The 21,537-nt window shown below is 53.4% G+C and carries 18 protein-coding genes; 7 read left to right on the plus strand and 11 right to left on the minus strand.

What is annotated here, in order from left to right; all coding sequences use genetic code 11:
• Window positions 1-25 precede the first annotated feature (25 nt).
• The gene (locus TH19_RS10185) at window positions 26-1,636 is read left to right on the plus strand and encodes an autotransporter outer membrane beta-barrel domain-containing protein (protein WP_147250750.1); all 1,611 of its coding nucleotides are present in this window, start codon (window positions 26-28) and stop codon (window positions 1,634-1,636) included.
• A gap of 508 nt (window positions 1,637-2,144) precedes the next feature.
• On the opposite strand, the gene TH19_RS10190 is transcribed toward TH19_RS10185, so the two are convergent.
• Window positions 2,145-3,011 carry an SDR family oxidoreductase gene (locus TH19_RS10190; RefSeq protein ID WP_114102475.1) on the minus strand — a complete coding sequence of 289 codons (867 nt, stop codon included), beginning with the start codon at window positions 3,009-3,011 and terminating at the stop codon, window positions 2,145-2,147.
• A 100-nt stretch (window positions 3,012-3,111) separates the two neighbouring features.
• Between TH19_RS10190 and TH19_RS10195 the strand changes: the two genes are divergently transcribed.
• Complete coding sequence (locus tag TH19_RS10195; RefSeq protein WP_114102252.1) at window positions 3,112-4,026, plus strand: LysR family transcriptional regulator; 915 nt, start codon at window positions 3,112-3,114, stop codon at window positions 4,024-4,026.
• A 55-nt stretch (window positions 4,027-4,081) separates the two neighbouring features.
• Here the strand turns inward: TH19_RS10195 and TH19_RS10200 are convergent, their stop codons facing one another.
• The 9 genes from TH19_RS10200 to TH19_RS10240 all read right to left on the minus strand — a co-directional run bounded on the left by TH19_RS10200 (window position 4,082) and on the right by TH19_RS10240 (window position 14,781).
• Complete coding sequence (locus tag TH19_RS10200) at window positions 4,082-4,975, minus strand: NAD-dependent epimerase/dehydratase family protein (RefSeq protein ID WP_114102253.1); 894 nt, start codon at window positions 4,973-4,975, stop codon at window positions 4,082-4,084.
• Complete coding sequence (rfbC, locus tag TH19_RS10205) at window positions 4,972-5,508, minus strand: dTDP-4-dehydrorhamnose 3,5-epimerase (RefSeq protein WP_114102254.1); 537 nt, start codon at window positions 5,506-5,508, stop codon at window positions 4,972-4,974. The genes TH19_RS10200 and rfbC overlap by 4 nt, the downstream gene beginning before the upstream one ends.
• The gene (locus TH19_RS10210; RefSeq protein ID WP_114102255.1) at window positions 5,505-6,737 is read right to left on the minus strand and encodes a class I SAM-dependent methyltransferase; all 1,233 of its coding nucleotides are present in this window, start codon (window positions 6,735-6,737) and stop codon (window positions 5,505-5,507) included. The genes rfbC and TH19_RS10210 overlap by 4 nt, the downstream gene beginning before the upstream one ends.
• Window positions 6,734-7,840 (minus strand): CDP-glucose 4,6-dehydratase, encoded by a 1,107-nt coding sequence (gene rfbG / locus TH19_RS10215; RefSeq protein ID WP_258547906.1) that lies wholly within the window; start codon window positions 7,838-7,840, stop codon window positions 6,734-6,736. The genes TH19_RS10210 and rfbG overlap by 4 nt, the downstream gene beginning before the upstream one ends.
• Window positions 7,825-8,595 (minus strand): glucose-1-phosphate cytidylyltransferase, encoded by a 771-nt coding sequence (gene rfbF, locus TH19_RS10220; RefSeq protein ID WP_114102257.1) that lies wholly within the window; start codon window positions 8,593-8,595, stop codon window positions 7,825-7,827. The genes rfbG and rfbF overlap by 16 nt, the downstream gene beginning before the upstream one ends.
• A gap of 54 nt (window positions 8,596-8,649) precedes the next feature.
• On the minus strand, window positions 8,650-9,531 hold the full coding sequence (locus TH19_RS10225; RefSeq protein ID WP_114102258.1) for a glycosyltransferase family 2 protein: 882 nt from the start codon (window positions 9,529-9,531) through the stop codon (window positions 8,650-8,652).
• A gap of 135 nt (window positions 9,532-9,666) precedes the next feature.
• Window positions 9,667-10,953, minus strand: a complete 1,287-nt coding sequence (locus tag TH19_RS10230; protein WP_114102259.1) for a DUF1835 domain-containing protein — start codon at window positions 10,951-10,953, stop codon at window positions 9,667-9,669.
• Window positions 10,954-11,109: 156 nt separating this feature from the next.
• Window positions 11,110-12,588, minus strand: coding sequence for a Ppx/GppA family phosphatase (locus TH19_RS10235; RefSeq protein ID WP_114102260.1), 1,479 nt, complete (start codon window positions 12,586-12,588; stop codon window positions 11,110-11,112).
• Between the two features lie 45 nt (window positions 12,589-12,633).
• Window positions 12,634-14,781, minus strand: a complete 2,148-nt coding sequence (locus TH19_RS10240) for an RNA degradosome polyphosphate kinase (protein ID WP_114102261.1) — start codon at window positions 14,779-14,781, stop codon at window positions 12,634-12,636.
• 199 nt (window positions 14,782-14,980) lie between these two features.
• On the opposite strand from TH19_RS10240, the gene TH19_RS10245 reads away from it, so the two are divergent.
• The 4 genes from TH19_RS10245 (at window position 14,981) to TH19_RS10265 (ending at window position 19,498) form a co-directional block, all read left to right on the plus strand.
• Window positions 14,981-15,514, plus strand: coding sequence for a SixA phosphatase family protein (locus TH19_RS10245; protein WP_114102476.1), 534 nt, complete (start codon window positions 14,981-14,983; stop codon window positions 15,512-15,514).
• A 244-nt stretch (window positions 15,515-15,758) separates the two neighbouring features.
• Entirely contained in the window at window positions 15,759-17,546 is a 1,788-nt protein-coding gene (gene aspS, locus TH19_RS10255) for an aspartate--tRNA ligase (RefSeq protein WP_114102263.1), read from the plus strand.
• Between the two features lie 153 nt (window positions 17,547-17,699).
• Complete coding sequence (locus tag TH19_RS10260; protein ID WP_114102264.1) at window positions 17,700-18,647, plus strand: SPOR domain-containing protein; 948 nt, start codon at window positions 17,700-17,702, stop codon at window positions 18,645-18,647.
• Entirely contained in the window at window positions 18,647-19,498 is an 852-nt protein-coding gene (locus tag TH19_RS10265) for an EipB family protein (RefSeq protein WP_114102265.1), read from the plus strand. The genes TH19_RS10260 and TH19_RS10265 overlap by 1 nt, the downstream gene beginning before the upstream one ends.
• Window positions 19,499-19,594: 96 nt before the next feature.
• On the opposite strand, the gene TH19_RS10270 is transcribed toward TH19_RS10265, so the two are convergent.
• Window positions 19,595-19,912 carry an ArsR/SmtB family transcription factor gene (locus tag TH19_RS10270; protein ID WP_114102266.1) on the minus strand — a complete coding sequence of 106 codons (318 nt, stop codon included), beginning with the start codon at window positions 19,910-19,912 and terminating at the stop codon, window positions 19,595-19,597.
• Between the two features lie 678 nt (window positions 19,913-20,590).
• Here TH19_RS10270 and TH19_RS10275 point away from each other — a divergent pair.
• Entirely contained in the window at window positions 20,591-21,520 is a 930-nt protein-coding gene (locus TH19_RS10275) for a histone deacetylase family protein (protein WP_114102267.1), read from the plus strand.
• Window positions 21,521-21,537: the final 17 nt, after the last annotated feature.

The following is a 21,537-nucleotide window of genomic DNA, read 5'->3' on the forward strand; positions in this document are numbered from 1 at the left end:
TGACACCGCAACCAGGTCATCGCGCATGTTTGTAAGCGCAAGCAATGTGATAAAAGATGACACCGGTGCGCAATCGGTTGCAGCTGGGCAGCGTATCACGCTGAGCTTCACTGTTACAGCAGCGTCGGTTGACAAACTTGAAATCTATATGTCCGGCAGCAGTGCTGCCACGCTACCGAACTTTATTTCTTTGTCTTGTTCCAATGGTGGTGAAGACCAAGGTTCTTCAGAAACCTCGACTGAAACCACGTCAAAAGCAGTGACAAGTGCTGTTGCTCGTTCGCAGACCTCGGTTATTCAGCAAAATATTGGTGCTCGTGTTGCAACCGTCATTGGTTCTGCCGGTGCCGGGACAGTCGGAACAGGAAATGCTGGAAGTCCTGGCGGTGCAGGAAGTGCAACCGGTGGTGTCGGCGGAACGACCGGTGCCGAGGATAGCAGTTCTTTTACTCAGTTTGCCTTTGTAGATCAGATCAATACCCTTGATGACAGTGATAGCAAAAACCGTGATGTGATGCGTCAGCTTGCTATGCGCTCAAGCTTTGACAGCTCTGTACTGGCGGCGGACTTCGCTCGTGAAAGTGCGCTTGCGCTTGGTCCGACGGATCAGGGCGCAGTTGGCGGGGCCTCTGGTGTGGATGGCCGTGCGGCCCTTGTATCAACGTCACCAATTACGGTTTGGGGACACGGTTCCTATACCTCGGTCGACAACGATTACAATAATGGCACAGATGACAATCGTTACGACGGTGATGTCTGGGGCTATAACCTTGGTGCGGATTACCGCTTTGCCGACAACCTGATTGCCGGTTTGTCGCTGGGTTATAACGATACCGATCTGACCACGACCTTTAATAATGGCAGTTACGAAGAAACCGCGTGGGTTGTCTCGCCCTATGCAATTTTCAGTCCGATCGAAAACCTTAATCTTGTGGTCGAAGCGGGCTACTCGCAAGGGGATGTTGATGTCACGCGCGACAATGATACCGTGCGGGGATCAACGGATTCTGCCATGTGGTATGGTTCAGTCAAAGGCGTCTACGCCTATCGCCCGATGGAAACCGCACCCCTGACATTAAGCCCGTCGGTATCGCTTCTGGCTGCACGCAAAACCATCGATAGCTACACCGAAAGTGATGGCACTTTTGTCGCCTCGTCACGGTCGAACACACGTCAGTTCAAACCGGCAATCGAAGCTGCCTATGATTTCAGCTTCACCAGCCTGATCGTGACCCCGTTTGTTGAAACCGGGATGGTCTATGATTTCACTGACGAGCTGAATAACGACAAGACTGCCTTTAACATTGGCGGTGGTGTGCGTCTGTCAGACAGTTCAACAGGACTGAATGCAGCACTTGAGGGCAGCTATCTCGCCGGGCGTTCGGATTATACCGAATACACCTTTGCCGGGACGGTCAGTTACGGGTTCGAACTTCGTGATCTCGAAGGCAAGCCGGTTGGCTTGATGACGCCGTTCGTCGGAAGTGACGTTGATGAATATGGTAACCAGTCGATGCGCGGCGGCTTGGGCTTTGACACCGGCCCGATGCAAAGCCGTTTGTCACTGGCTCGTGACATTTCCCAAGGAGGAAATGCCGAAAGCATCGCGCAAGTCTCTATGTCTTTGGCATTCTGATCGATATCAGTTTCGAACCTTTAATACAGCCGCTCATGTTAATGGGCGGCTGTTCTTCTATGTCGGAATATCGTCGGAAGTGGTGTCTGAATTTAAGGGTATCCTGATGTTTTCTGGTGACTGTTGCTCACTTCGCCGTCAATCTCGCTGATAAATTTGTACGATCTGCACATATTTGTGGACGTCCGGCATATTGAAGACTTGGGCAACGCGCTAAAGTCCTGTCTTGCGTGTGCTTCTGCTCTGTGTTCACCCAGAGGAGGGCCGCCTGACCAGGTAGGTTATGGTCCCGGCATTACGCCAAGTAGGTGCAGGCCGGGACGCTTTCTCTATAAATCATCAATGCACCGAAATACGGTTTGGGCTCAGGCGCGGTCGCGGGAGTTAGGGGGACGATCGTGCGGGGCCGAGTATGGCAGTTGATTTCTGACCTGTTGCGCATGTTGGAAATGAAAACAGCCGCCCAATCTTTTGGGCGGCTGTTTTCTTGCTTGGGGCAGGGGGAAGTTTAGGCGGCAAGTGCCTTGCTGATAAAATCATCAACCGACTGTGCCGGACGGCCGAGCAGCTTTTCAATATCGCTGCTGACGGTTTCGTAATCGCCTTTCTTCGCGCCGACATAAAGACCTGCAAGGGCTTCGACCAGATGGCCGGGAAGACCGATGCTGTTTAGGATCCCGACGTGAACGTCAGCCGGCAGGTCGGCAAAGGTAATTTCCTTGCCGGTCGCCTTGGCAACGTAGCTGGCAATTTCAGCATGGCTGACGGCTTTGCTGCCGGTCAGGTCATAGATCGCGTTGATGTGATTTTCCGGATTGGCAAGGACCGCAGCGGCAGCCTCGGCCAAATCATTGCGCGGGATATAGGTGATTTTGGCATCACCAGCCGGTGCGCCATAGGCACCGGTTTCAAGCGCATGGGGAACGCCGGCAAGCAGAAGGTCGGCATAGAAGCTGTTGCGCAGCAGGGTGTAGTTCAGGCCGCTTTCCTTGATGTAATTTTCGGTATCTAGGTGAATGGCGGAATAGGTGAAATCGGCATCGGAACGCGGATCAACAATGCTGGTATAAACCAGATGTTTGACGCCGGTGGCCTTGGCGGCGTCAACTGCTGTGCGGTGCTGGGCGATACGGGTTGCGTTGTCGGCTTCTGCCGAAATGATCAAGGCGGTTTCGATGCCTTTGAAGGCATTGGTCATCAAGGCAAGGTCATCGAAGTCACCATGACGGACGTCAATGCCAAGCGATGCAAAATTTTCGGCCTTGGCCGGGGTACGGACACTTACTGCAATTTCACTCGCCGGAAGGCGGTCGAGCAGATGTTTCACAACGAGGGTGCCGAGCTGGCCGGTGGCGCCGGTAATCAATGTTTTCATTTCAATTCTCCAATTTGGGGCAGGCATTGCCTGTTCATGACGGAGAATGTGATCTTTAAAACCCATATGATCAATTCGATAGATATGATAGTAAGTATGCATGAATATCGATGAATTAGACCTTGATTATCGATTGTTGCGTCTGTTCCTGACCATCTATGACGAAGGATCGGTAACGGCTGCGGCACATCGCCTTGGTGTCGGTCAGCCCACCGTCAGCCACGGGCTTGACCGGTTGCGCCAAATTATCGGGGATCCGCTTTTTGTGCGCTCCGGGCGATCGGTTGCGCCAACCGCACATGCAGATGAAATCGTCCCGCAGATACGCGTGCTGTTACAGGGAATGCGTGATCTGACCAAGGTTGTGGCGTTTGACCCGGATGATCCGTCTCATAGCGCACATTTTACGATTGGTTGTAATGACTACGAAGTCAGCGTCGTCTTGCCGGAATTGATGCAGCGATTGCAGTCATGCAAGGCGGATATTCGTCTCAAGGTTTTGTCGATCAGTGGCGAGGATCATTTTGTCGGTTTGCTCCGCAACGGCAAGATCGATCATGCCATCAGCATCCAGTCCGCAGGCAAGCACGCCGATATCGCAATGCAGGCTCTGTTTCGCGAACAGATGCGGTGCTTTTATGATCCGGGTTTTCATGATGCTGCGCCCGATAACCTCGATCGTTACTGTGCGGCGGATCATGCGCGTGTGATCATCGGGGCGAACGACGTGTCGGCGATTGATGATTTGCTGCGCGCAGTTGGCCGCACCCGCCGTACAGCGTTGCAAGTTTCAACCTTTGCCAGCATTCCAAACCTGATCCGCGGAACCAGGGTCATCGCGACATTGCCGTCGCGATTATCGGAAAACATGATGGACGGCTTTGCGACCTGTGACTTTCCGCTGGAGTTTCCCGAATACGGCTTTGCCCAATACTGGCATGTTCGGAATGCCGCAAACGCAGCCCACAAATGGCTGCGCGCCGAGATTTTCAGGATTGCACGTGGTCTGGGTTAGTGTTGTGAACTACCGCCTCGCATAAAGGCGTTTGGAGCGAATTTCGCGTTACCGATTACGCGTTCGGGGATCGCCACCATTCAATGCAACTTTCCAATGCCGTGATCAGATCGTACTTCGGCTCAAATCCGATTGTATCATGAAGGATCGACGTATCGGCGACGAGGTAAGGGGGATCGTCAGGGCGATCCGGCAGGCTGCCCGCCGATACCTGTCCATGTCCGATCAATTGTTGCAAGGTATTTGCGACCGACAGCAGGGAATGCGCTTCGCCACTTGCAACATTGAGAATGCCATTGAATGTGCTTTCAAATACCGACGCAAAGGCGGTGCCAGCATCTTCAACATGCATGAAGTCTCGGACCTGTTTGCCGGAACTCATTTTTGCCGCATCCCCGGCAAGAAGGGCGTTGGTCACCGCCGGGACGAAACGTGCCGGATATTCACCCGGTCCGCATAGAAGGAACAGGCGTCCCCATGCAATTGAACTGCCCTGATCAAGCAGGTTCTGGCAGTGTCGGGCCAGTTTCAGTTTTTCCTGCCCATAAAGGGTGCCCGGAATACAAGCATCTGTTTCGCAGGTTTTCTTGGCGGTTTCCGATATGGTCCAGTCATATTCGGCACAGCTTCCGGCAAGAACGGCACGGGTTCCACCAATTTCGAGAAAACGATCAAGCAGATCAATGGAGGCGACACGCCAGTCGGCATTGTCCGGTGCGTTCCAGAAATAGCCATGCTTGGTTTGCCATGCCAGATGGATCAGACCATCGGGGCGCTCGTCCCGCATGATCCGGGATCGGAAACCCGGGTCAAGCAAGTCACCAACTTGGTGGCTTGATGATTGGGAACCGGATCGACCACAGGTCAGGACATCATGGCCGGATGCCCTTAATGCCCGGCAGGTATGAGACCCGATAAGGCCGTTGGCGCCGGTTACAAGTATTTTCATTCTTGGCGCTCGTAGTCGGGATAGTTCGCATCACGATCATTGATCAGGGATGGCGTGATCGGCCAGTCAATCGCGAATGCCGGATCATTCCAGCGAACACCGGCGGCAAGATTTGCCTCAAACGGGGCGCCCATCAGATACATCACCTCGGATTTGTCGTCGAGTGTGATGAAACCATGTGCGCAGCCTTCGGGGATGACGAAGGATTTGCGGTTTTTGGCAGAGAGTTCAGCACCGGTCCACTGGCAATAGGTGGGTGATCCTGCGCGCAGGTCAATCACCACATCAAAAATCCGTCCGGCGATACAGCGGACAATTTTCGGATCCCCGACCGGGGCTGCCTGATAATGCATGCCCCGCAAGGTGCCTGCGTGATGATTGAAAGACAGGTTCGCCTGATGGACCGCGAAGTCATGACCATTGTCGCCAAGTTCATCAACACAGAATGACCGTGCAAAGAAACCACGGTTATCTTCGTGTGTTTCCAGTTCGATCAGGTCGACACCCGCGATATTTGTCTTTGTAAACTTCATCCCAGAACAGTGACTTCCGGTACTGCGACAAGGAACTGTCCGCCCCAGTCACGAACATAACCGACACTTTCCATGATCTCGTTCTGCAGGTTCCAGGGCAGGATCAGAACATAGTCCGGTTTGCGTTCCTTGAGCATATCAGGTGCATGAACCGGGATGCGGCTTCCGGGAAGGAGGGTGTTTTGCTTGTGCGGGTTGGCATCGACAACAAAATCAACCAAGTCTGTTCCAACAGCACAGTAATTCAAAAGGGTATTGCCCTTGGCTGCCGCACCGTAACCGGCAACGGTTTTGCCATCGGCTTTGGCCTTTTTCAGGAAGGCAAGCAGGCTGTCACGAATGGCTTGAACCTTGGTTTCAAATCCTTCATAGCAGGCGAGGGTGGCGATACCGGCATCGGCTTCCTTGGCGCGTAGCGCAATCAGGCGATCTGTTTCCGGACGGGTGCCGACCATTTTTTGAGCCCAGACACGCAGGCTTCCGCCATGGGTGGGCAGTTCTTCCACGTCAAAGACCTTAAGCCCGTTCGCAGCAAAGCATTTCTCGACCGCATAAAGCGACAGGTAGGAGAAATGTTCGTGATAGATCGTATCGAACTGGGTCTTGTCCAAAAGGTTCAACAGATGGGGGAACTCGAATGTTGAAACGCCATCGTCTTTGAGGATCGCGGCAAAGCCTGAGACAAAATCATTTATGTCAGGTACATGCGCAAGAACGTTGTTGGCCGCCGTCAGATCGGCATGACCATGTTCGGCAACAACACTTTCTGCTGTTTCCTTGCCAAAGAACGCCACCAGACTGCGAACACCTTTTTTCTCGGCTTCGGCGGCGACATTGGCCGCGGGCTCAACACCAAGAACGGGCACATTGTTGGCAACAAAATGCTGCAACAGATAACCGTCGTTGGAAGCCACTTCGACAACGAATGACTTCTCGTTCAGGCCCAGCCGTTCGGTCGCATTCGCGCAATATTTGCGGGCATGTTCGACCCAGCTGCTCGAATAACTTGAGAAATAGGCATAGTGACTAAAGATATCGGATGGCGGAACAACGTCATCAACCTGAACCAGAAAACAGTTGCCACATACACGGGCGTGCAGCGGATAAGTCGGGTCTGTATCGGTCTTGTGATCAAGCGGAACATAGGAGTTCGCAAGCGGGCTAAGGCCAAGATCAACAAGGGTATGTTCAAGGTCGGTGCCGCAAGCACGGCAAGTTGGCGTTGTCATTCTTTATCCATCATCGCTTCAAACGAAGAAATCTGCGTTTCGGTCAGGTCCCGCATGTTCTGTCCTGCCAGATGTGCCTTATGCCATTCGACAATCCAGTTCACACATTCGGGCAGTGTAAGGCGTGGTTGCCACGCCAGAGTAGTTGTTGCAAGGCTTGAGTCCAGCGCAAGGGTAAGAGCTTCCTTGCTGGCGGCCGATACGTCCTGTTGCGTGGTTCCGGCAATGCATCCCCAAGCATTCAGGACCAGATCGGTCACATGGGCAACGGTATGGGAATCTTTCGGGCCAAAGTTCAGTGCGGATACCGATGCCGTTTTCTCGACCACAGCCTGAAGATACATCAAATATCCGGCCACCGGTTCAATCACATGCTGCCAAGGGCGGGTGGTGCCGGGATTGCGAAGTTCGACTGCCTTGTTGTTCGCGGCCGCCCGAATGATATCAGTCATCAGGCGATCTTCGGACCAGTCTCCGCCGCCAACGACGTTGCCGGCGCGGGCCGTGACAAGCGGGATACCCTTGGCGCGGAAATAGCTTTGTTCAAAGCTGCGCGCGACAATTTCCTGACAGCCCTTGGACGCGCTATAGGGGTCGCGTCCGCCCAATGCATCGCCCTCGCGGAAGATGATCTCGCCATGGGCCTGATCATAGCTGTCATTGTCATAGGCCTTGTCGCTGGTGACGACCAGAATGCCCTTGACGCTTTCACAGTCGCGCAGCGCATCAAGAAGATGTGCGGTGCCCATGATATTGGTTGCCATGGTCTCGACCGGTTCGCGGTAACCGCGACGCACCAGCGGCTGTGCCGCCATATGCAAAACCAGATCAGGCTGGACCTTTTGGACCATTTTCTGAATGTCTGCACGATCACGAAGATCGGCAATCATTTCCGAGGCATAATCAAGATCAAGCAGGTCATGCAGATTGGGATCGGTTTCCGGTGCCAGGGCGAAGCCGTGAACCTCTGCCCCCATCTTGATCAACCATGCTGCTGCCCAACTGCCTTTAAAGCCGGTGTGACCGGTCAGAAGGACCCGTTTGCCAGACCAGAAAGAACGAAGGTTTTCACTCGGACGCATCGTTTTTACCAGACCTTCCAAGGGGCTTTTCCGCCTTCCCACAGGCCTTCAAGCATCTGCTTTTCGCGCAGCGTATCCATAGGTTGCCAGAAACCGTCATGGCGCCATGCCGACAGCTCGTTGCTTTCTGACAGGCTGCGCAGCGGTTCTGCTTCCCAGACGGTTTGATCATCCTTGATTTCGGAAAGGACGGATTTCTCGCACACAAAGAATCCGGCATTGATGCGCGCGCCGTCACCAAGCGGCTTCTCCTGAAACGCCGTTACCTTGTCGCCATCAAGAACAGTTGCGCCAAAACGGCCGGGCGGCGAGACAACGGTCATGGTTGCCTTGCGGCCCTGCTTTTTGTGGAATTCGATGCTTGCCGTAATATCGACATCGCCAAGGCCGTCGCCATAGGTCAGGCAGAAAGGTTTGTCATCATCAAGATAATCACCAACCCGTTTGATACGGCCGCCAGTCATGCTGTTGGTGCCGGTATCGACAAGGGTGATCTTCCACGGCTCTGCATTGGCGTTGTGATATTGAAGCTGGTTGGATGCCATATCGATGGTGACATCGGCGTGATGCAGGAAGTAATTGGCAAAATATTCCTTGATCACATAGCCTTTGTAACCAAGGCAGATGACAAATTCATTCACGCCGTGTGCAGAATAGATTTTCATCAGGTGCCACAGGATCGGTTTACCGCCGATTTCGACCATCGGCTTTGGTTTGACCGAGGTTTCTTCACTCAGTCGGCTGCCATAACCGCCAGCAAGAATTACTGCCTTCATCAGACTAGATATCCATTCATCCAGATTTCACTGTCGGTCCGATGAACCGACATGTCAGCGCGGAAGTTTCGATGCCCTGACGCCAAGAACTGCTGCGAACGAACCGGCAGACCGCGCAAGATCGCGCCATCCTTTTGCCCGTTTCAGTGCAATCCCGTGTATCAGTGCTTTCGCGGCATAGCGCAACGCGTATTTGATGCCAAGACAGCTTCCGGCCAGACGACCTTTGTATTTGGTTTCAAAGTATATTCTGGACCATGCAATGTTCCAGAACTTTTCCCAGTAATATGCGCGGTTGGGGCGCACAGACCCGCCATTCAAATGCGTAACCACGGATGACGCAACAAGCACCAGACCATGTCCGGCGCGGCGCAACCGCATACACATATCATCATCTTCGTAATAAAGATAAATTTCCGGGTCGTAGAAGCCGACGTCTTTCATGACATCCATGCGCACAAGATTGACCGCACCAGACAGGAATTCGACGCAAAGTGCACCTTCCGGGACGCAGTGATAGGCTTCCTTGCCGTATGAACGACGTTTCCACAGCTCAACATCGTGGCTTGGCTCGATATCGCCGTTGCCATCCTTGTGAAGCGGGCCGAACATCGCGGCATCTGGATATTGATCTGCGGCATTAACAAGGGCGTCAATCGCATCCTGCGTCATCAGAGAGTCCGGATTTGCAAGCAGGGCAAATTCGGTGGTGACTTCGGAAAGCCCCTGACTGGCGGCCGCACCATATCCCAGGCCAACAGCGTTACGGATAATTTTCGCATCGGGGCGCAGGGACGTTACGATATCAAGGGTATCGTCCTTGGACGCGTTATCAACGATGATCAATGGCAGATCGGCCGGTAGCGATTTCAAAAGACCGCCGATAACCAGCCCACCATTATGGGTAATCGTGATTACAGTTGTTCTTGCCGCCATTCAAATTTCCCGCAGAATTCATGCTGTCCCGTTGCCGGTGAACATATTCAATCCCGTCATAATGTCCAACGACAGTTTCGCCTTTTGTCAAAAAAGGCGAAACCCGTCCAACAAAGATATTCGTTCGCGCATATTTCAGCGGGAATGTCTGCTTGTGCGCGGCGAAACTTCTATGCCACCAACCCATCGGTTGCCGGTGAAGTTATCAAGGAAATTGCGGTTGCCTGCCAGTGTTTCCAAACCGGTTTCGGTCAGGGTGAATAAGCGGGTTGGCCAATCCTGTTCCTGATCGCCAGACAGGATGAATAACGGGGATTGGCATTCCATCATGGTCTGTATCTCGGACCAGAACATCAGATCGCCAAGATACGGAAGCGGATCGTAACTTCGCATCAAATGGCCAAAGATTTTTCCAACCGGAAGCGGGCCGTGATCGGCCGCGATTTGAAGGGCAAGTTTTTGGGTCAGGCCTAATCCAGATTTCTGGTCTGGCAATTCGGCGATATGGCGTTTAAGGGCCGGGATCAAATGGAGCAGGGCATTGGTATTTGATTGAACAAAGGCCTTAAGTGCATCGGGTGTGGTTGAACGAATGGCCTTCCAAGCCGTGCGGCCGGCTTCAAGCATGGCGTCAGATACAGAAACGCGGTGGTTTTCCCAACACCAGATCAGCAATTCGGGAGATAATTGCCCAAGCCCGATAAAGCGCGCAACCCCGGGAACCTCGCCAACCGAAATCAGTTCAATCCGCGTTGCCGGTTTGGTTACAGCGATGAAATCCATCAGAAATGCCAGAATAAGCTGATCGTAACAGTCATGTTCGAACCACAAAACCACATGGTCATAATTGTCCAAGGTGGTCAGGGCACTATATTCCCGTTGGCTGCGGGCAAGGGCGTCTTTGGGGGTGATGTGATAGCTGCTGGCGATGAAATCGGCGCGGATCGCGACAAACTGATCCAGCGGCAAATCGGGTACTGGTCCCTGACAAAACGGATCGGCAAATTCCAGAAAATCACCGGCAAAACCGGCAATGCCCAATCCGTTGCGAATATCGGACCCGCAGCGCAGATGCAGGGTGTTTGGGGTATCAAGTGCGGGCGGGGTTCCCGTGGCAATTTGACGGTTTTGTTCGGTGATGCGGTCGATATGGTTTTTCAGCTTTGGCCAACTGGCAAAGCCGTTTTCACGTGCAATGACAAGCTGCGCATCTGCAAGCTGAATGTTTCCGGCTTCGGCGGTGCTGATGCCATGTCCCGTATTTGCAAACCGTGTTTGCGCATCTGAGTTGCCCGAACGCAGGGCGCGCAAAAGCTCCTTGGCACGTTTGCGTTGCTGTTCAAGGTTTAACCGCCCGTCAAAGATCGGGCTTGTGGTGGATGGCTTGGAATTATCGGATTTCGATGTGCGTGACGCAGACATACGATTCCCCTGATCATAACGCCTGTGTCCGCCAAACAGGCAAGGAAACCGTGTGTTTCATATGCGATAAACCGGGCGCAGCCCTTTCCGCGGACGGGGTGCTTGGAAGCAACCCCAACATAGCGGCTTTCAACGCGAAAGCAAACCGTTCCGAAATTACATCAGGCGGACTTCGCTTTCGCGGTTCATCAGTTTGGCTAGTTTGGACAGGCGCTGTTCGACGACTTCGCCATATAGCGTGGAAACCTTTTTCTCGAACTCGAGAACCAGTTTTTCGTCTTCAAGCACAAGTCGGGTTTGCTGCAATATCCCTTCGACCCCGCCCGAAAGCGTATGGCCAAGGCGAATGACGTGGCCAAAAAGCCGCCCAGTCAGCCGGGCATCATCATCAAGGATACGGTCGCTTGCCTCGTCCCCCTTGAAGTTGCCGGTGTAACGCGATCCGATGGTATAGGCCAGAAACACCCGGTCATGATGGTTCAGATCAAGATAGGGATGGCGCAAAATCCGGTTATAGCTTTGGATGGCGCGGTAATCGGGATGTTCGTTCCAGCCGACATCACCGATAATGCACGCCGCCAGTCGCAACCGTTCAATATTGTCTGGCAGTTCCGAGAATATCGGCGCACACCAGCGTGCGACTTCTTCACCGTGCTGGTGGAAACGTTCACCGTCCTCGGCAAAGCTGAGACAGGCATCAAGTAACGGATCACGTTGGCGCAAATCTTCGGGCAGGACTTCATACATCCAGCCTTCGCGCAATCCATGCCCCGAGAACACAACTTCCTTGGGACGCATGCGGGCCATCAACATATTCATAACAAGGGCCGCATGGGGCAGGCTGTCGATACGGCGTTTGGACACACCACCAATCTTTTCAAGCGATATGCGGCTTTGTTGTGAAATGATATGGGTTAGTTCATCCATTTCCGAGCGCGGCATCGCAAGATTATGCACAACCGAAATCGGATAGTTTTCCTGCGCAATGAACAGTTTGGCAATCGAACGCCATGAACCTCCAACTGCAAAAAGCTGTTGTCCGGCGGCTTCTGCAAGCCAGTCGACCTCATCAAGATATCGGGTGATCTCGGCCGTCAAACGGGCCCGGTCGGACCCGAAAACCGCCTGAAGGCGCATTGCACCCAGTGGCAGGCTGACGCGTTTTTTGATCTCGCCCTGATCAAGCAGGACAAGTTCAAGCGACCCGCCGCCGATATCGCCCATGATCCCCGACGCAAGGGGATCACCGGAAATGATACCAAGGGCCGACAGGCGGGCTTCTTCAAGGCCGTCAATGACCTTGACCGTCAAGCCGGTTTCCTTGGCGATGCGATCGCAAAACAGTTGGCCGTCGCTGGCCGCACGAACCGCGGCCGTTGCCAGCACATCAACATGGGTGACCTTCATGGCACGCAGAAGTGTGGCAAATCGCTGCATGGCGACCACGGCAAGCTCAACCCCCTCGGGGTTCAGCTTGCCGGTATCTTCGGGATCGCGTCCCAGTCCGCACATGACTTTCTCGTTGAAAATCGGGACCGGGGCACGTGTCATGCCATCGAAAATCACTAGACGCACAGAGTTGGAGCCAACATCTATGATCGCGATGCGGTTGGAAGCCCGTTGGTCAGTTAGCATACTGTTGATGGCACCTGTTGGTCATTTGGCTGCATCTTGCAAAGCTTAGTCGTCAAGTTGCAGAACCGGTACATTCGGGTCCTCTTCATTCAGGGCGCTGCCGCGGCCTGACAAGGACGGGTTGGTCATGAAATATTGATGCGAAGAAAACGCCTTTTCATCGGCCTCGCAACGTTCATATGAACCATCTGGCTGAAGATACCAAGCCTGCGCCGTATCCTTGAGGTTTGCAATCATGATCTGTTCAACAATCTGGCGCTGACAGGTCGGGTTTTCAACCGGAACAAGGGTTTCGACACGGCGGTTCAAATTGCGCGGCATCCAGTCCGCAGACGAGATGAATGCCTTGGCCTTGCGCGACGGAAGCTTTGCCCCGTTGGCAAAGACGACAATACGCGAATGTTCAAGGAACCGGCCGACAATCGATTTGACGCGGATGTTTTCCGAAAGTCCCGGAACACCCGGGCGCAAACAGCAAATCCCGCGCACAACCAGTTCGACATGAACACCGGACTGACTTGCACGATAAAGCGCATCAATCACCACCGGATCGACAAGACTGTTCATCTTTGCCCAGATGCCGGACGGTTTGCCTGCCTTGCAGTTTTCGATTTCCTGATCGATATGGGTCAGAAGGGTCGGGCGCAAGGTGTGCGGGGCAATGGCGATCTTTTCCAAAGAACGCGGCGTGGCATAGCCGGTCATAAAATTAAAGATGCTTGCCGCATCACGACCCAGTGCCGGATCGCACGAGAAGAAGGAGATATCAGTATAGAACTTTGCGGTGATCGGATGATAGTTGCCGGTCCCGAAATGGACATAGGTTTTAAGGCCGTGGGTTTCACGGCGGACAACCAGCGACACCTTGGCGTGGGTTTTCCAGTCAAGGAAGCCATAAACCACCTGACAGCCCGCACGTTCAAGATCAGCCGCCCAGCGCAGGTTGGCTTCCTCGTCAAAGCGGGCCTTGAGTTCGACCATCGCGGTAACGGATTTTCCGGCCTCGGCCGCCGCAATCAGGGCTTTGACAATCGGGCTGTTTTCCGAGGTACGATAAAGGGTCTGCTTGATGGTCACCACATCGGGGTCGCGTGCGGCCTGAAGCAGGAACTGGACAACCACGTCGAAATCTTCGAACGGATGGTGGACCACAAGGTCCTTTTTGCTGATCGCGGCAAAGCAATCACCGCCAAAGTCACGTACCCGTTCCGGGTAACGCGCGGCATAGGGCGCAAACAGCAAATCATGATGCAGATCGGAATCGATCAGTTGTCTGACGTCAACAACACCGAGCAGACCATCAACCTTGACGACTTCTTCAAGGGCGACATCAAGTTCATCAATCACGAAATCCAGAAGGTCTTCGGGCATCCCCGCATTGACTTTAAGGCGGATGATGCTGCCGCGACGGCGGCGTTTCAGGGCGGTTTTGAAAACGCGCACCAGATCTTCGGCTTCTTCCTCGATCTCGACATCCGAGTCCCGGATGACGCGGAAGAAACCGTGCTCGATCATATCGAACCCCGGGAATAGCTTGCCCAGATATAGCAGGATTGCCTGTTCGACCGGAAGGTAACGTTCATTACGACCGGGCAGGCGCAGGAACCGGCCGATCTTTTGCGGAACCGGGATCAGGCCACGCATATTGTGACCATCGGCCGGATCAAACAGTTGCATCACGATGGCAAAGCCAAGGTTCGGAATGAACGGGAAGGGGTGGGAAGGATCAATCGCAAGCGGTGTCAGGGTCGGGAAGATTTCGCGCATGAAATAGCCGTCAAGCCATTTGCGGTCTGTCTGGGTCAGATCGGACTGATCGATGACCGAGATACCCTGCTGTTCCATTTCACGGCTGAGCTGACGCCAGATGCGTTGCTGATCCTGCATCAACTGATTGGCGTCAAAGGTAATGGCGCGCAGTTGCTCGGACGGGCTCATGCCATCCTGACTGACCTTGGTCATGCCGGCACGGAGCTGCCCGACAAGACCGGCGACGCGGACCATATAAAATTCGTCAAGGTTGCTTGCCGAGATCGACAAAAAGCGCAGGCGTTCAAGCAACGGATGCCCGGTATTCTGGGCTTCTTCAAGGACGCGATTGTTGAAAGCCAGCCATGAAAGTTCGCGATTGATAAAGCGACTTTCCGAATCAATGCTGATCGCGCTTGATTGAACTGCAACGGCGTGGGTCACGCTATGCCTCCTGCGAATTGGGGGACTGTGCTTGAATTTATGCGACAGGTCCCGGTTGCAAATGGAGTATAAGATAACTGTTTGTGCCGGTGCAATTTTCTTAAATTTATGTGTCAGTTTTTCTGATGGCATCGACGGGCCTGATATGGCATGGAAGAACACCGTTTGCTTATCATTCGTGGCTGTGAAGACCGAAGACATGAAAACGTTGCTGTTGCTCCGACATGCGAAATCAAGCTGGTCCGATCCCGGTCGGGCCGATCATGATCGTGAACTTAACCGTCGCGGGGAAAAGGCAGCCCCCTTTATGGGGCGTTACCTGCGTGAAAGCGTACTTGTTCCTGATCTTGTCTGGTGTTCGACGGCGGCGCGTGCGGTGCAGACCCTTGGTCTGCTGGGGCGCGATTTCGCAAGCCATGCCGATGTGATCTATAGTCAGGATCTTTATATGGCCGGTGAAGGTGTTCTGCTTGAAAGCCTGCATCACACCCATGAAGACGCCAGTTCCGTGATGTTTATCGGCCATAATCCGGGGCTTGAGCTTTTTGCACAGGCGCTGTTCGGGGGCGGGGATGAAGCCCTTCGTGACAATATGGCACGGAAATATCCGACATGTGCCTTGGCGCATTTTGAATTTGATGTCGAAAACTGGGGCGATATCAAATTAGGTAGCGGGACTTTGATCGGATTTACCAAGGTCAAAGATTTGCAGGCGGTCAGGATCGGATCGTGACGGCATGGCAATCGCCACGTTGGTGATATGCAAGACGGGCACTTGACGCGCCGCCCCCGAGAGCGTTTTATACCGCTGAAATTTTGATGCCGCGTATGAATGGCAGTGAACACATCACAATCAAACGCTCCGAATTGATCGGGACGGGACTGTTGTGGTGCGTTTTTTGTTTGACAGCGCGGGTCTGGCATGCACCTTTGCGGCCAAATTTGCGGCCCAAAATATAAAGCAACCTGGAATGACAATGCATCCTTATCGCTCACACAATTGTAATGCGCTGCGCGCTACTGACGCAGATGCGGAAGTTCGTCTGTCTGGCTGGATTCACCGTAAGCGTGACCACGGCAACCTTCTGTTCGTTGACCTGCGCGACCATTACGGCATCACCCAGGTCGTTATCGACATTTCCAGCCCGCTGTTTGAGGTTCTCGACAAGGCGCGTGCGGAAAGCGTGATCACCGTCGATGGCAAGGTTGTCAAACGTACCGCGGAGACCATTAACCCGAATCTCCCGACTGGCGAGATCGAGGTTTATGCATCGAACATCGAAGTTCAGTCCGCGGCCGAAGTTTTGCCGATGCCGGTCTTTGGCGATGTCGAATATGGCGAAGAAATCCGCTTGCGCCACCGTTACCTCGACCTGCGTCGCGAAAGTGTTCATTCGAACATCGTTCTGCGTTCCAAGGTCATCTCGGCCATGCGTCAGAAAATGACCGCACAGGGCTTCCTTGAAATCCAGACTCCGATCCTGACGGCAAGCTCGCCGGAAGGTGCGCGTGACTTCCTGGTTCCGTCGCGTATGCATCCTGGCAAATTCTATGCCCTGCCGCAGGCACCGCAGCAGTTCAAACAGCTTCTGATGGTTTCGGGCTTTGACCGTTACTTCCAGATCGCACCGTGCTTCCGCGATGAAGATGCCCGTGCCGACCGTTCGCCGGGTGAATTCTATCAGCTCGACTTCGAGATGGCCTTTGCCACCCAGGAAGACGTGTTTGCAGCGATTGAGCCGGTTCTGTACGAAATCTTCGTCGAATTCGGCGGTGGTCGTGATGTAACCCCGTTCCCGTTCCCGCGCATTCCGTTCGATGAATCGATGGCGAAATACGGTTCGGACAAGCCGGACCTGCGTAACCCGCTTCTGATTGCCGATGTGACCGAGCCGTTCCGTGGTTCGAGCTTTGGCATCTTTGCATCGAACATCGAAAAAGGTTCGGTGGTTCGCGCCATTCAGGCAACCGGTGCGGCGTCGCGCCCGCGCAGCTTCTTTGACAAGCTCAACTCCTGGGCGCGTGATGAAGGTGCGGCTGGTCTTGGTTACATCGTTTATGGTGAAGACGGCGAAGCAAAAGGCCCGATTGCCAAGAACCTTGATGCCGACCGTATCGCGCAGATCAAGGAAATCGCAGGTGTGTCGAACGGCGATGCCGTGTTCTTCGTTTGCGACAAGGCGCTGGCTGCTGCCAAGTTCGCCGGCAAGGTTCGTGACAAGGTCTGTGACGAACTGGAACTGCGCGAAGAGGGCATGTTCAAGTTCTGCTGGATCGTTGATTTCCCGATGTACGAGGAAGACGACGACGGCAAGATTGAATTCAGCCACAACCCGTTCTCTATGCCGCAGGGTGGTCTTGAGTCGCTCGAGAACATGAACCCGCTCGACATCAAGGCGTGGCAGTATGACATCGTTTGTAACGGTATCGAACTGTCGTCGGGTGCCATTCGTAACCACCGTCCGGACATCATGTATAAGGCGTTCGAAATCGCCGGTTACGGTCAGGACGTGGTCGAAGAACAGTTTGGCGGCATGCTTAACGCATTCAAGTTCGGCGCACCGCCGCACGGTGGTTCTGCCCCGGGTGTTGACCGTATCGTCATGCTGTTGGCAGACGAGCCGAACATTCGCGAAGTCATTGCCTTCCCGCTGAACCAGCAGGCACAGGATCTTATGATGAATGCGCCTTCGAATGTCGAAGACAAGCAGCTTAAAGAATTGCATCTGCGCATTCAGCTGCCGCCGAAGGCGAAAAAAGACTAACTGATTTTCCGATCTTCTGATCTGGATTGTTAGATGATGAACGGCCCGGTTTCTCCGGGCCGTTTTCTTTTGCGGCAATTGCTTACCTAATATTAACTGCCGGTGCGTCAAAGTACCTCGAAGATAACGAATTTGATCCTCGGGGGATGGGTTTTGAAAAAGATACTGGTCGTGGCGGCACCCTTGGCGCTAGGCGCATGCGGCGGTCCGATTGAGCTTACAGTTGCCAAGCTGGCCGGCGATTTGATCAGCTATGTGACAACAGGGAAAAGCACGACGGATCATGCGGTATCCTTTGTCGCCGAACAGGATTGCGCATTGCATCGCCCGTTAATGGATCAGGACATCTGCAAAGATGAAGAAGTCCTTCTTGCCGATGGCAGTACTTCCCTTGCCGAAATCGCAGAGCCGGACATCAAAAAAGAAATTCGTGCTGCCCGTCCGGAAATCTATGCCGTGAATGCCCCGGCTGACCACTGGTCTCGGCCGGCTGATATGGCCGCTGTTCCGATGGTCAAAACCGATCTTCCGCCACGAGCAACGGTGACAGAAACCCAATTGCCTGAATCGCAAAAGGTGTCCCCGGTTGTGGTTGCCTCAGCATCCGAACAGTTCGAGCCCGCTGATGTTACCGGTTACGGCAATGATGGCAATGTTCTGGATCCGCAGGCCGAGGCGGATGCCGCGATTGCCGGATATGTGCCCGATCCTGCGGATCAAGGTCGACCGGTTCCGCCTGCAACGGTGACCGCATCTTTGGTCGAGGCGACTGTCATGACCGATGATCGCAACCCCATGGCCACCGGTATTGATGCGGCTACGGATGGAGAAAGTCTTGCCGGGGATGTCCTTGCAGCACCGCTTCCCGGTGATTATGTGATCCTCGCAAGTTTTACCGACGAAGGTCGTGCGCATAAGGCGCTTGAGATTTATCACGAATATCAGCCGCGACTTTTAAGTGCGCTTGTGAATGGGCACAATTACATGCGGGTTGCAGTCGGGCCGCTTTCGGCAGAACATGCAAATGATTTGCGCCTTCTTGCTGCCAAAAAGGGTGTTAAAGATCCCTGGATTGTCGGGATTGCCGCAACCGGAGAGTAATGTTGTCGGTTTTGTTTTCAAGATTTGAAGAATGTCGGCGTTCCTTTGCGGGAACGCTGATCTTGTGTCTGGGTCTTGGGGGATGTGCTGCGCAGGCAGGCAATCTTTCAAGCAGTGAAGGAACGATGGTTCCGCATGTTGCGGAATATCACTTCAAAATGACCCGGTCCGAACCGGGAAGTTCCGTGGTCGATGCATCCGGTGTGCTTGGCTATCGCTTTGAAAAGATGTGCGATGGCTGGGTTACGGAAATGCAGCAAATCATGATCCTGCAAGGGGCCGAAGGAACAACTGTCAATTCAGCCTATTCCATGACCCAGTGGGAAGACTTCGCCGGTAGTCAGTACCGGTTCCGGATGCGGGATTATCTTGACGGAACCAAGGTCGACGAAATCGTTGGCAAGGCTGTACGCGAAAGCGACGGAGTCAAGGTAACCTATGAAATTCCGGTCGAAGTCACCGAGGAACTTCCGGCAGATACCATGTTCCCGACCCAGCATTCGGCAATGTTGCTTGAACGTGCGGCGGCGGGTGCCAAATTCGGAAATGATCTTGTCTTTGATGGCAGCGGGGATGCACCGACCAACAGGATCGCTGTGGTCATCTCAGACAGGAAAAAACCGGAAAATACGGCAACAGACCCCGACAAGATCGCAACAACGCCGTTCCATCGGATGAGCTTGGCCTTCTATCCGCTCGGCGAAGCGGAAAACGGGCCTTCTACCGAGATGGCGGTGGATTTTGGCGAGAACGGTGTTGCCCATGCCATGCGCTTTGACTATGGCGAGTTCGAGGTTCTGGGCACGCTAGATAAGGTTTCGATGTTGCCGGGACCTGATTGCGGGTCCTGATAGGCCGTAAACCCGTGCGATGCGATGAAATCACACCACAAAAAAAGCCTGCCACATCTGGCAGGCTTTTTTTATGGGGCATTACCCTGATGATATTTACGCAGCAGCTGCATTTGTGCTGGTATCGCAGTAAAGCGCATAGAGTGTTTTAATAACACGCAGTGCTTCATCACCGTGCAACGAATAGAAGATGGTCTGTGCCTCGCGACGCGTTTTTACAAGTTTGTCACGACGCAGACGTGCAAGGTGCTGCGACAGGGCGGACTGACTCAACCCAACGATACGTTCAAGTTCACCAACGGACTTTTCGCCTTCGTTAAGTTGGCAAAGAATTAGCAGTCTGCTCTGATTGCTCATGGCCTTTAACAGGGTGCTCGCCTGCTGGGCCTTTTGTTCTAAATGGTTAAGTTCCATTTGGCTTCCTTATAAGCCTGACCGCAAGCGGCCATTGTCCCAATGAAAATCCTCTTTTTATGTCATTTGATCCCGCCAAAGACACCGGTGTGATCATTTGACTAGAATTTCCATTCCTTATACAACCGCGAAGGTTGTAGCTCCTGAACCATCCAAACACTAATGTTTGGCTGGTTCTTATTCTCAAGTATATAAAGCATCTGTCAAGATGATGTTTTGGTCCTGACGGGATGCTATTTGCTCGTAGTACGGTTGAAATACTTCATTTTTTTGGAAGTTTCACCCGAATTCGAATGGTGTTCTGATCCTGCCTTATTAGCATTTCCCGTTGGTAATACAGGGGTTAAAAGGCAAAATTACGTCAAATTGCGGACAATTTATCATCAAGTGCGCTTTGTTCTGCCGGGCAAAACAATTCTCCTGATCAGCCAAATATAACAGAAAAAAAACGGCAAAACTGTGAACGCCATTACACCCAAATTGTGTGTAATTTTGCTTTTTGGATGGATTTTCGGACCAAATGACTTGCAGCTTCGATGCGCGATGTGCTGATTTAGAACAAAGCGCTGCGTGTCGCGTCGCGCATATAATCCATCAATCATAATGATAAACGGGAAATGCATCGCATAATCCCGCAAGCCCAGATCAAAGATCCTGTCAGGAAGGCGACCCACCAAGATGGCGACACTGTTCGTTACACATCATGATTGTATTGAACATGATACCGGCCCGGGACATCCGGAATCATCGGACCGGCTGCGCGTGATCCAGCGCGTTTTCGAGGCCGAGGAATTTATGTTCCTGCACCGTGAAGAAGCCCCGCTTGCCGATATCGACCTGATCAAGGCTGTGCACGACCCGGCCTATGTCGACAAGGTGATGGCATCAATTCCGGAAACCGGCATCAAGGCCCTTGATGGGGATACCTATATTTCGCCGAAGTCGGGCAAGGCCGCATTGCGGGCTGCCGGTGGGGCATGTGTTGCGGTCGATGCGGTGATTGATGGACATGAAAGCAACGCCTTTGTTGCCACCCGTCCGCCGGGACATCACGCGGAATATGACCGGGCGATGGGATTTTGCCTGTTTAACAATGCCGCGATTGCCGCCCACCATGCGCGCAAGCAATATGGCCTTAAACGGATTGCCGTCATGGATTTCGATGTGCATCACGGTAACGGGACGCAGGATTTGTTCTTTAACGATCCCGACCTGTTTTACTGTTCAACCCATCAATGGCCGCTTTATCCCGGAACAGGTGCCGAAACCGAACGCGGCTGTGCCAACAATATTCTGAATGTCGGGCTTCCGGCCGGGGCGGGAACGACGGAACTGCAGGCGGCATTTAATGAAACGGTGTTGCCGGGTATTTCGGCGTTCAAGCCTGAACTTCTGATCATTTCTGCGGGTTTTGACGGCCACAAAAATGATCCGCTTGCCGGTCTGTGTTTTGAAACCAGTGATTTTGTCTGGATGACCCGGCAATTGATGGCATTGGCAGATCGCGAATGTCAGGGAAGGGTGGTGTCGCTTCTGGAAGGCGGATACGACTTGCCGTCGCTGGCCGAGAGTGTTTTGCAGCATGTTCGGACTTTGATGACAGGCTGACAACCGATTGTGGCCAA

It is taken from the genome of Thalassospira profundimaris (genome assembly GCF_003326675.1).
GTDB lineage: Bacteria > Pseudomonadota > Alphaproteobacteria > Rhodospirillales > Thalassospiraceae > Thalassospira > Thalassospira aquimaris.

Excerpts from the sequence above, each read along its gene's own strand:
- rfbF (WP_114102257.1), bottom strand. The coding sequence starts at position 8,595 with ATGAAGGCAGTAATTCTTGCTGGCGGTTATGGCAGCCGACTGAGTGAA.
- TH19_RS10230 (WP_114102259.1), bottom strand. The coding sequence starts at position 10,953 with ATGTCTGCGTCACGCACATCGAAATCCGATAATTCCAAGCCATCCACC.
- TH19_RS10185 (WP_147250750.1), top strand. The coding sequence starts at position 26 with ATGTTTGTAAGCGCAAGCAATGTGATAAAAGATGACACCGGTGCGCAA.
- TH19_RS10275 (WP_114102267.1), top strand. The coding sequence starts at position 20,591 with ATGGCGACACTGTTCGTTACACATCATGATTGTATTGAACATGATACC.
- TH19_RS10235 (WP_114102260.1), bottom strand. The coding sequence starts at position 12,588 with ATGCTAACTGACCAACGGGCTTCCAACCGCATCGCGATCATAGATGTT.
- TH19_RS10245 (WP_114102476.1), top strand. The coding sequence starts at position 14,981 with ATGAAAACGTTGCTGTTGCTCCGACATGCGAAATCAAGCTGGTCCGAT.
- TH19_RS10210 (WP_114102255.1), bottom strand. The coding sequence starts at position 6,737 with ATGACAACGCCAACTTGCCGTGCTTGCGGCACCGACCTTGAACATACC.
- TH19_RS10270 (WP_114102266.1), bottom strand. The coding sequence starts at position 19,912 with ATGGAACTTAACCATTTAGAACAAAAGGCCCAGCAGGCGAGCACCCTG.
- TH19_RS10200 (WP_114102253.1), bottom strand. The coding sequence starts at position 4,975 with ATGAAAATACTTGTAACCGGCGCCAACGGCCTTATCGGGTCTCATACC.
- TH19_RS10225 (WP_114102258.1), bottom strand. The coding sequence starts at position 9,531 with ATGGCGGCAAGAACAACTGTAATCACGATTACCCATAATGGTGGGCTG.
- rfbC (WP_114102254.1), bottom strand. The coding sequence starts at position 5,508 with ATGAAGTTTACAAAGACAAATATCGCGGGTGTCGACCTGATCGAACTG.
- TH19_RS10265 (WP_114102265.1), top strand. The coding sequence starts at position 18,647 with ATGTTGTCGGTTTTGTTTTCAAGATTTGAAGAATGTCGGCGTTCCTTT.
- TH19_RS10195 (WP_114102252.1), top strand. The coding sequence starts at position 3,112 with ATGAATATCGATGAATTAGACCTTGATTATCGATTGTTGCGTCTGTTC.
- aspS (WP_114102263.1), top strand. The coding sequence starts at position 15,759 with ATGCATCCTTATCGCTCACACAATTGTAATGCGCTGCGCGCTACTGAC.
- TH19_RS10190 (WP_114102475.1), bottom strand. The coding sequence starts at position 3,011 with ATGAAAACATTGATTACCGGCGCCACCGGCCAGCTCGGCACCCTCGTT.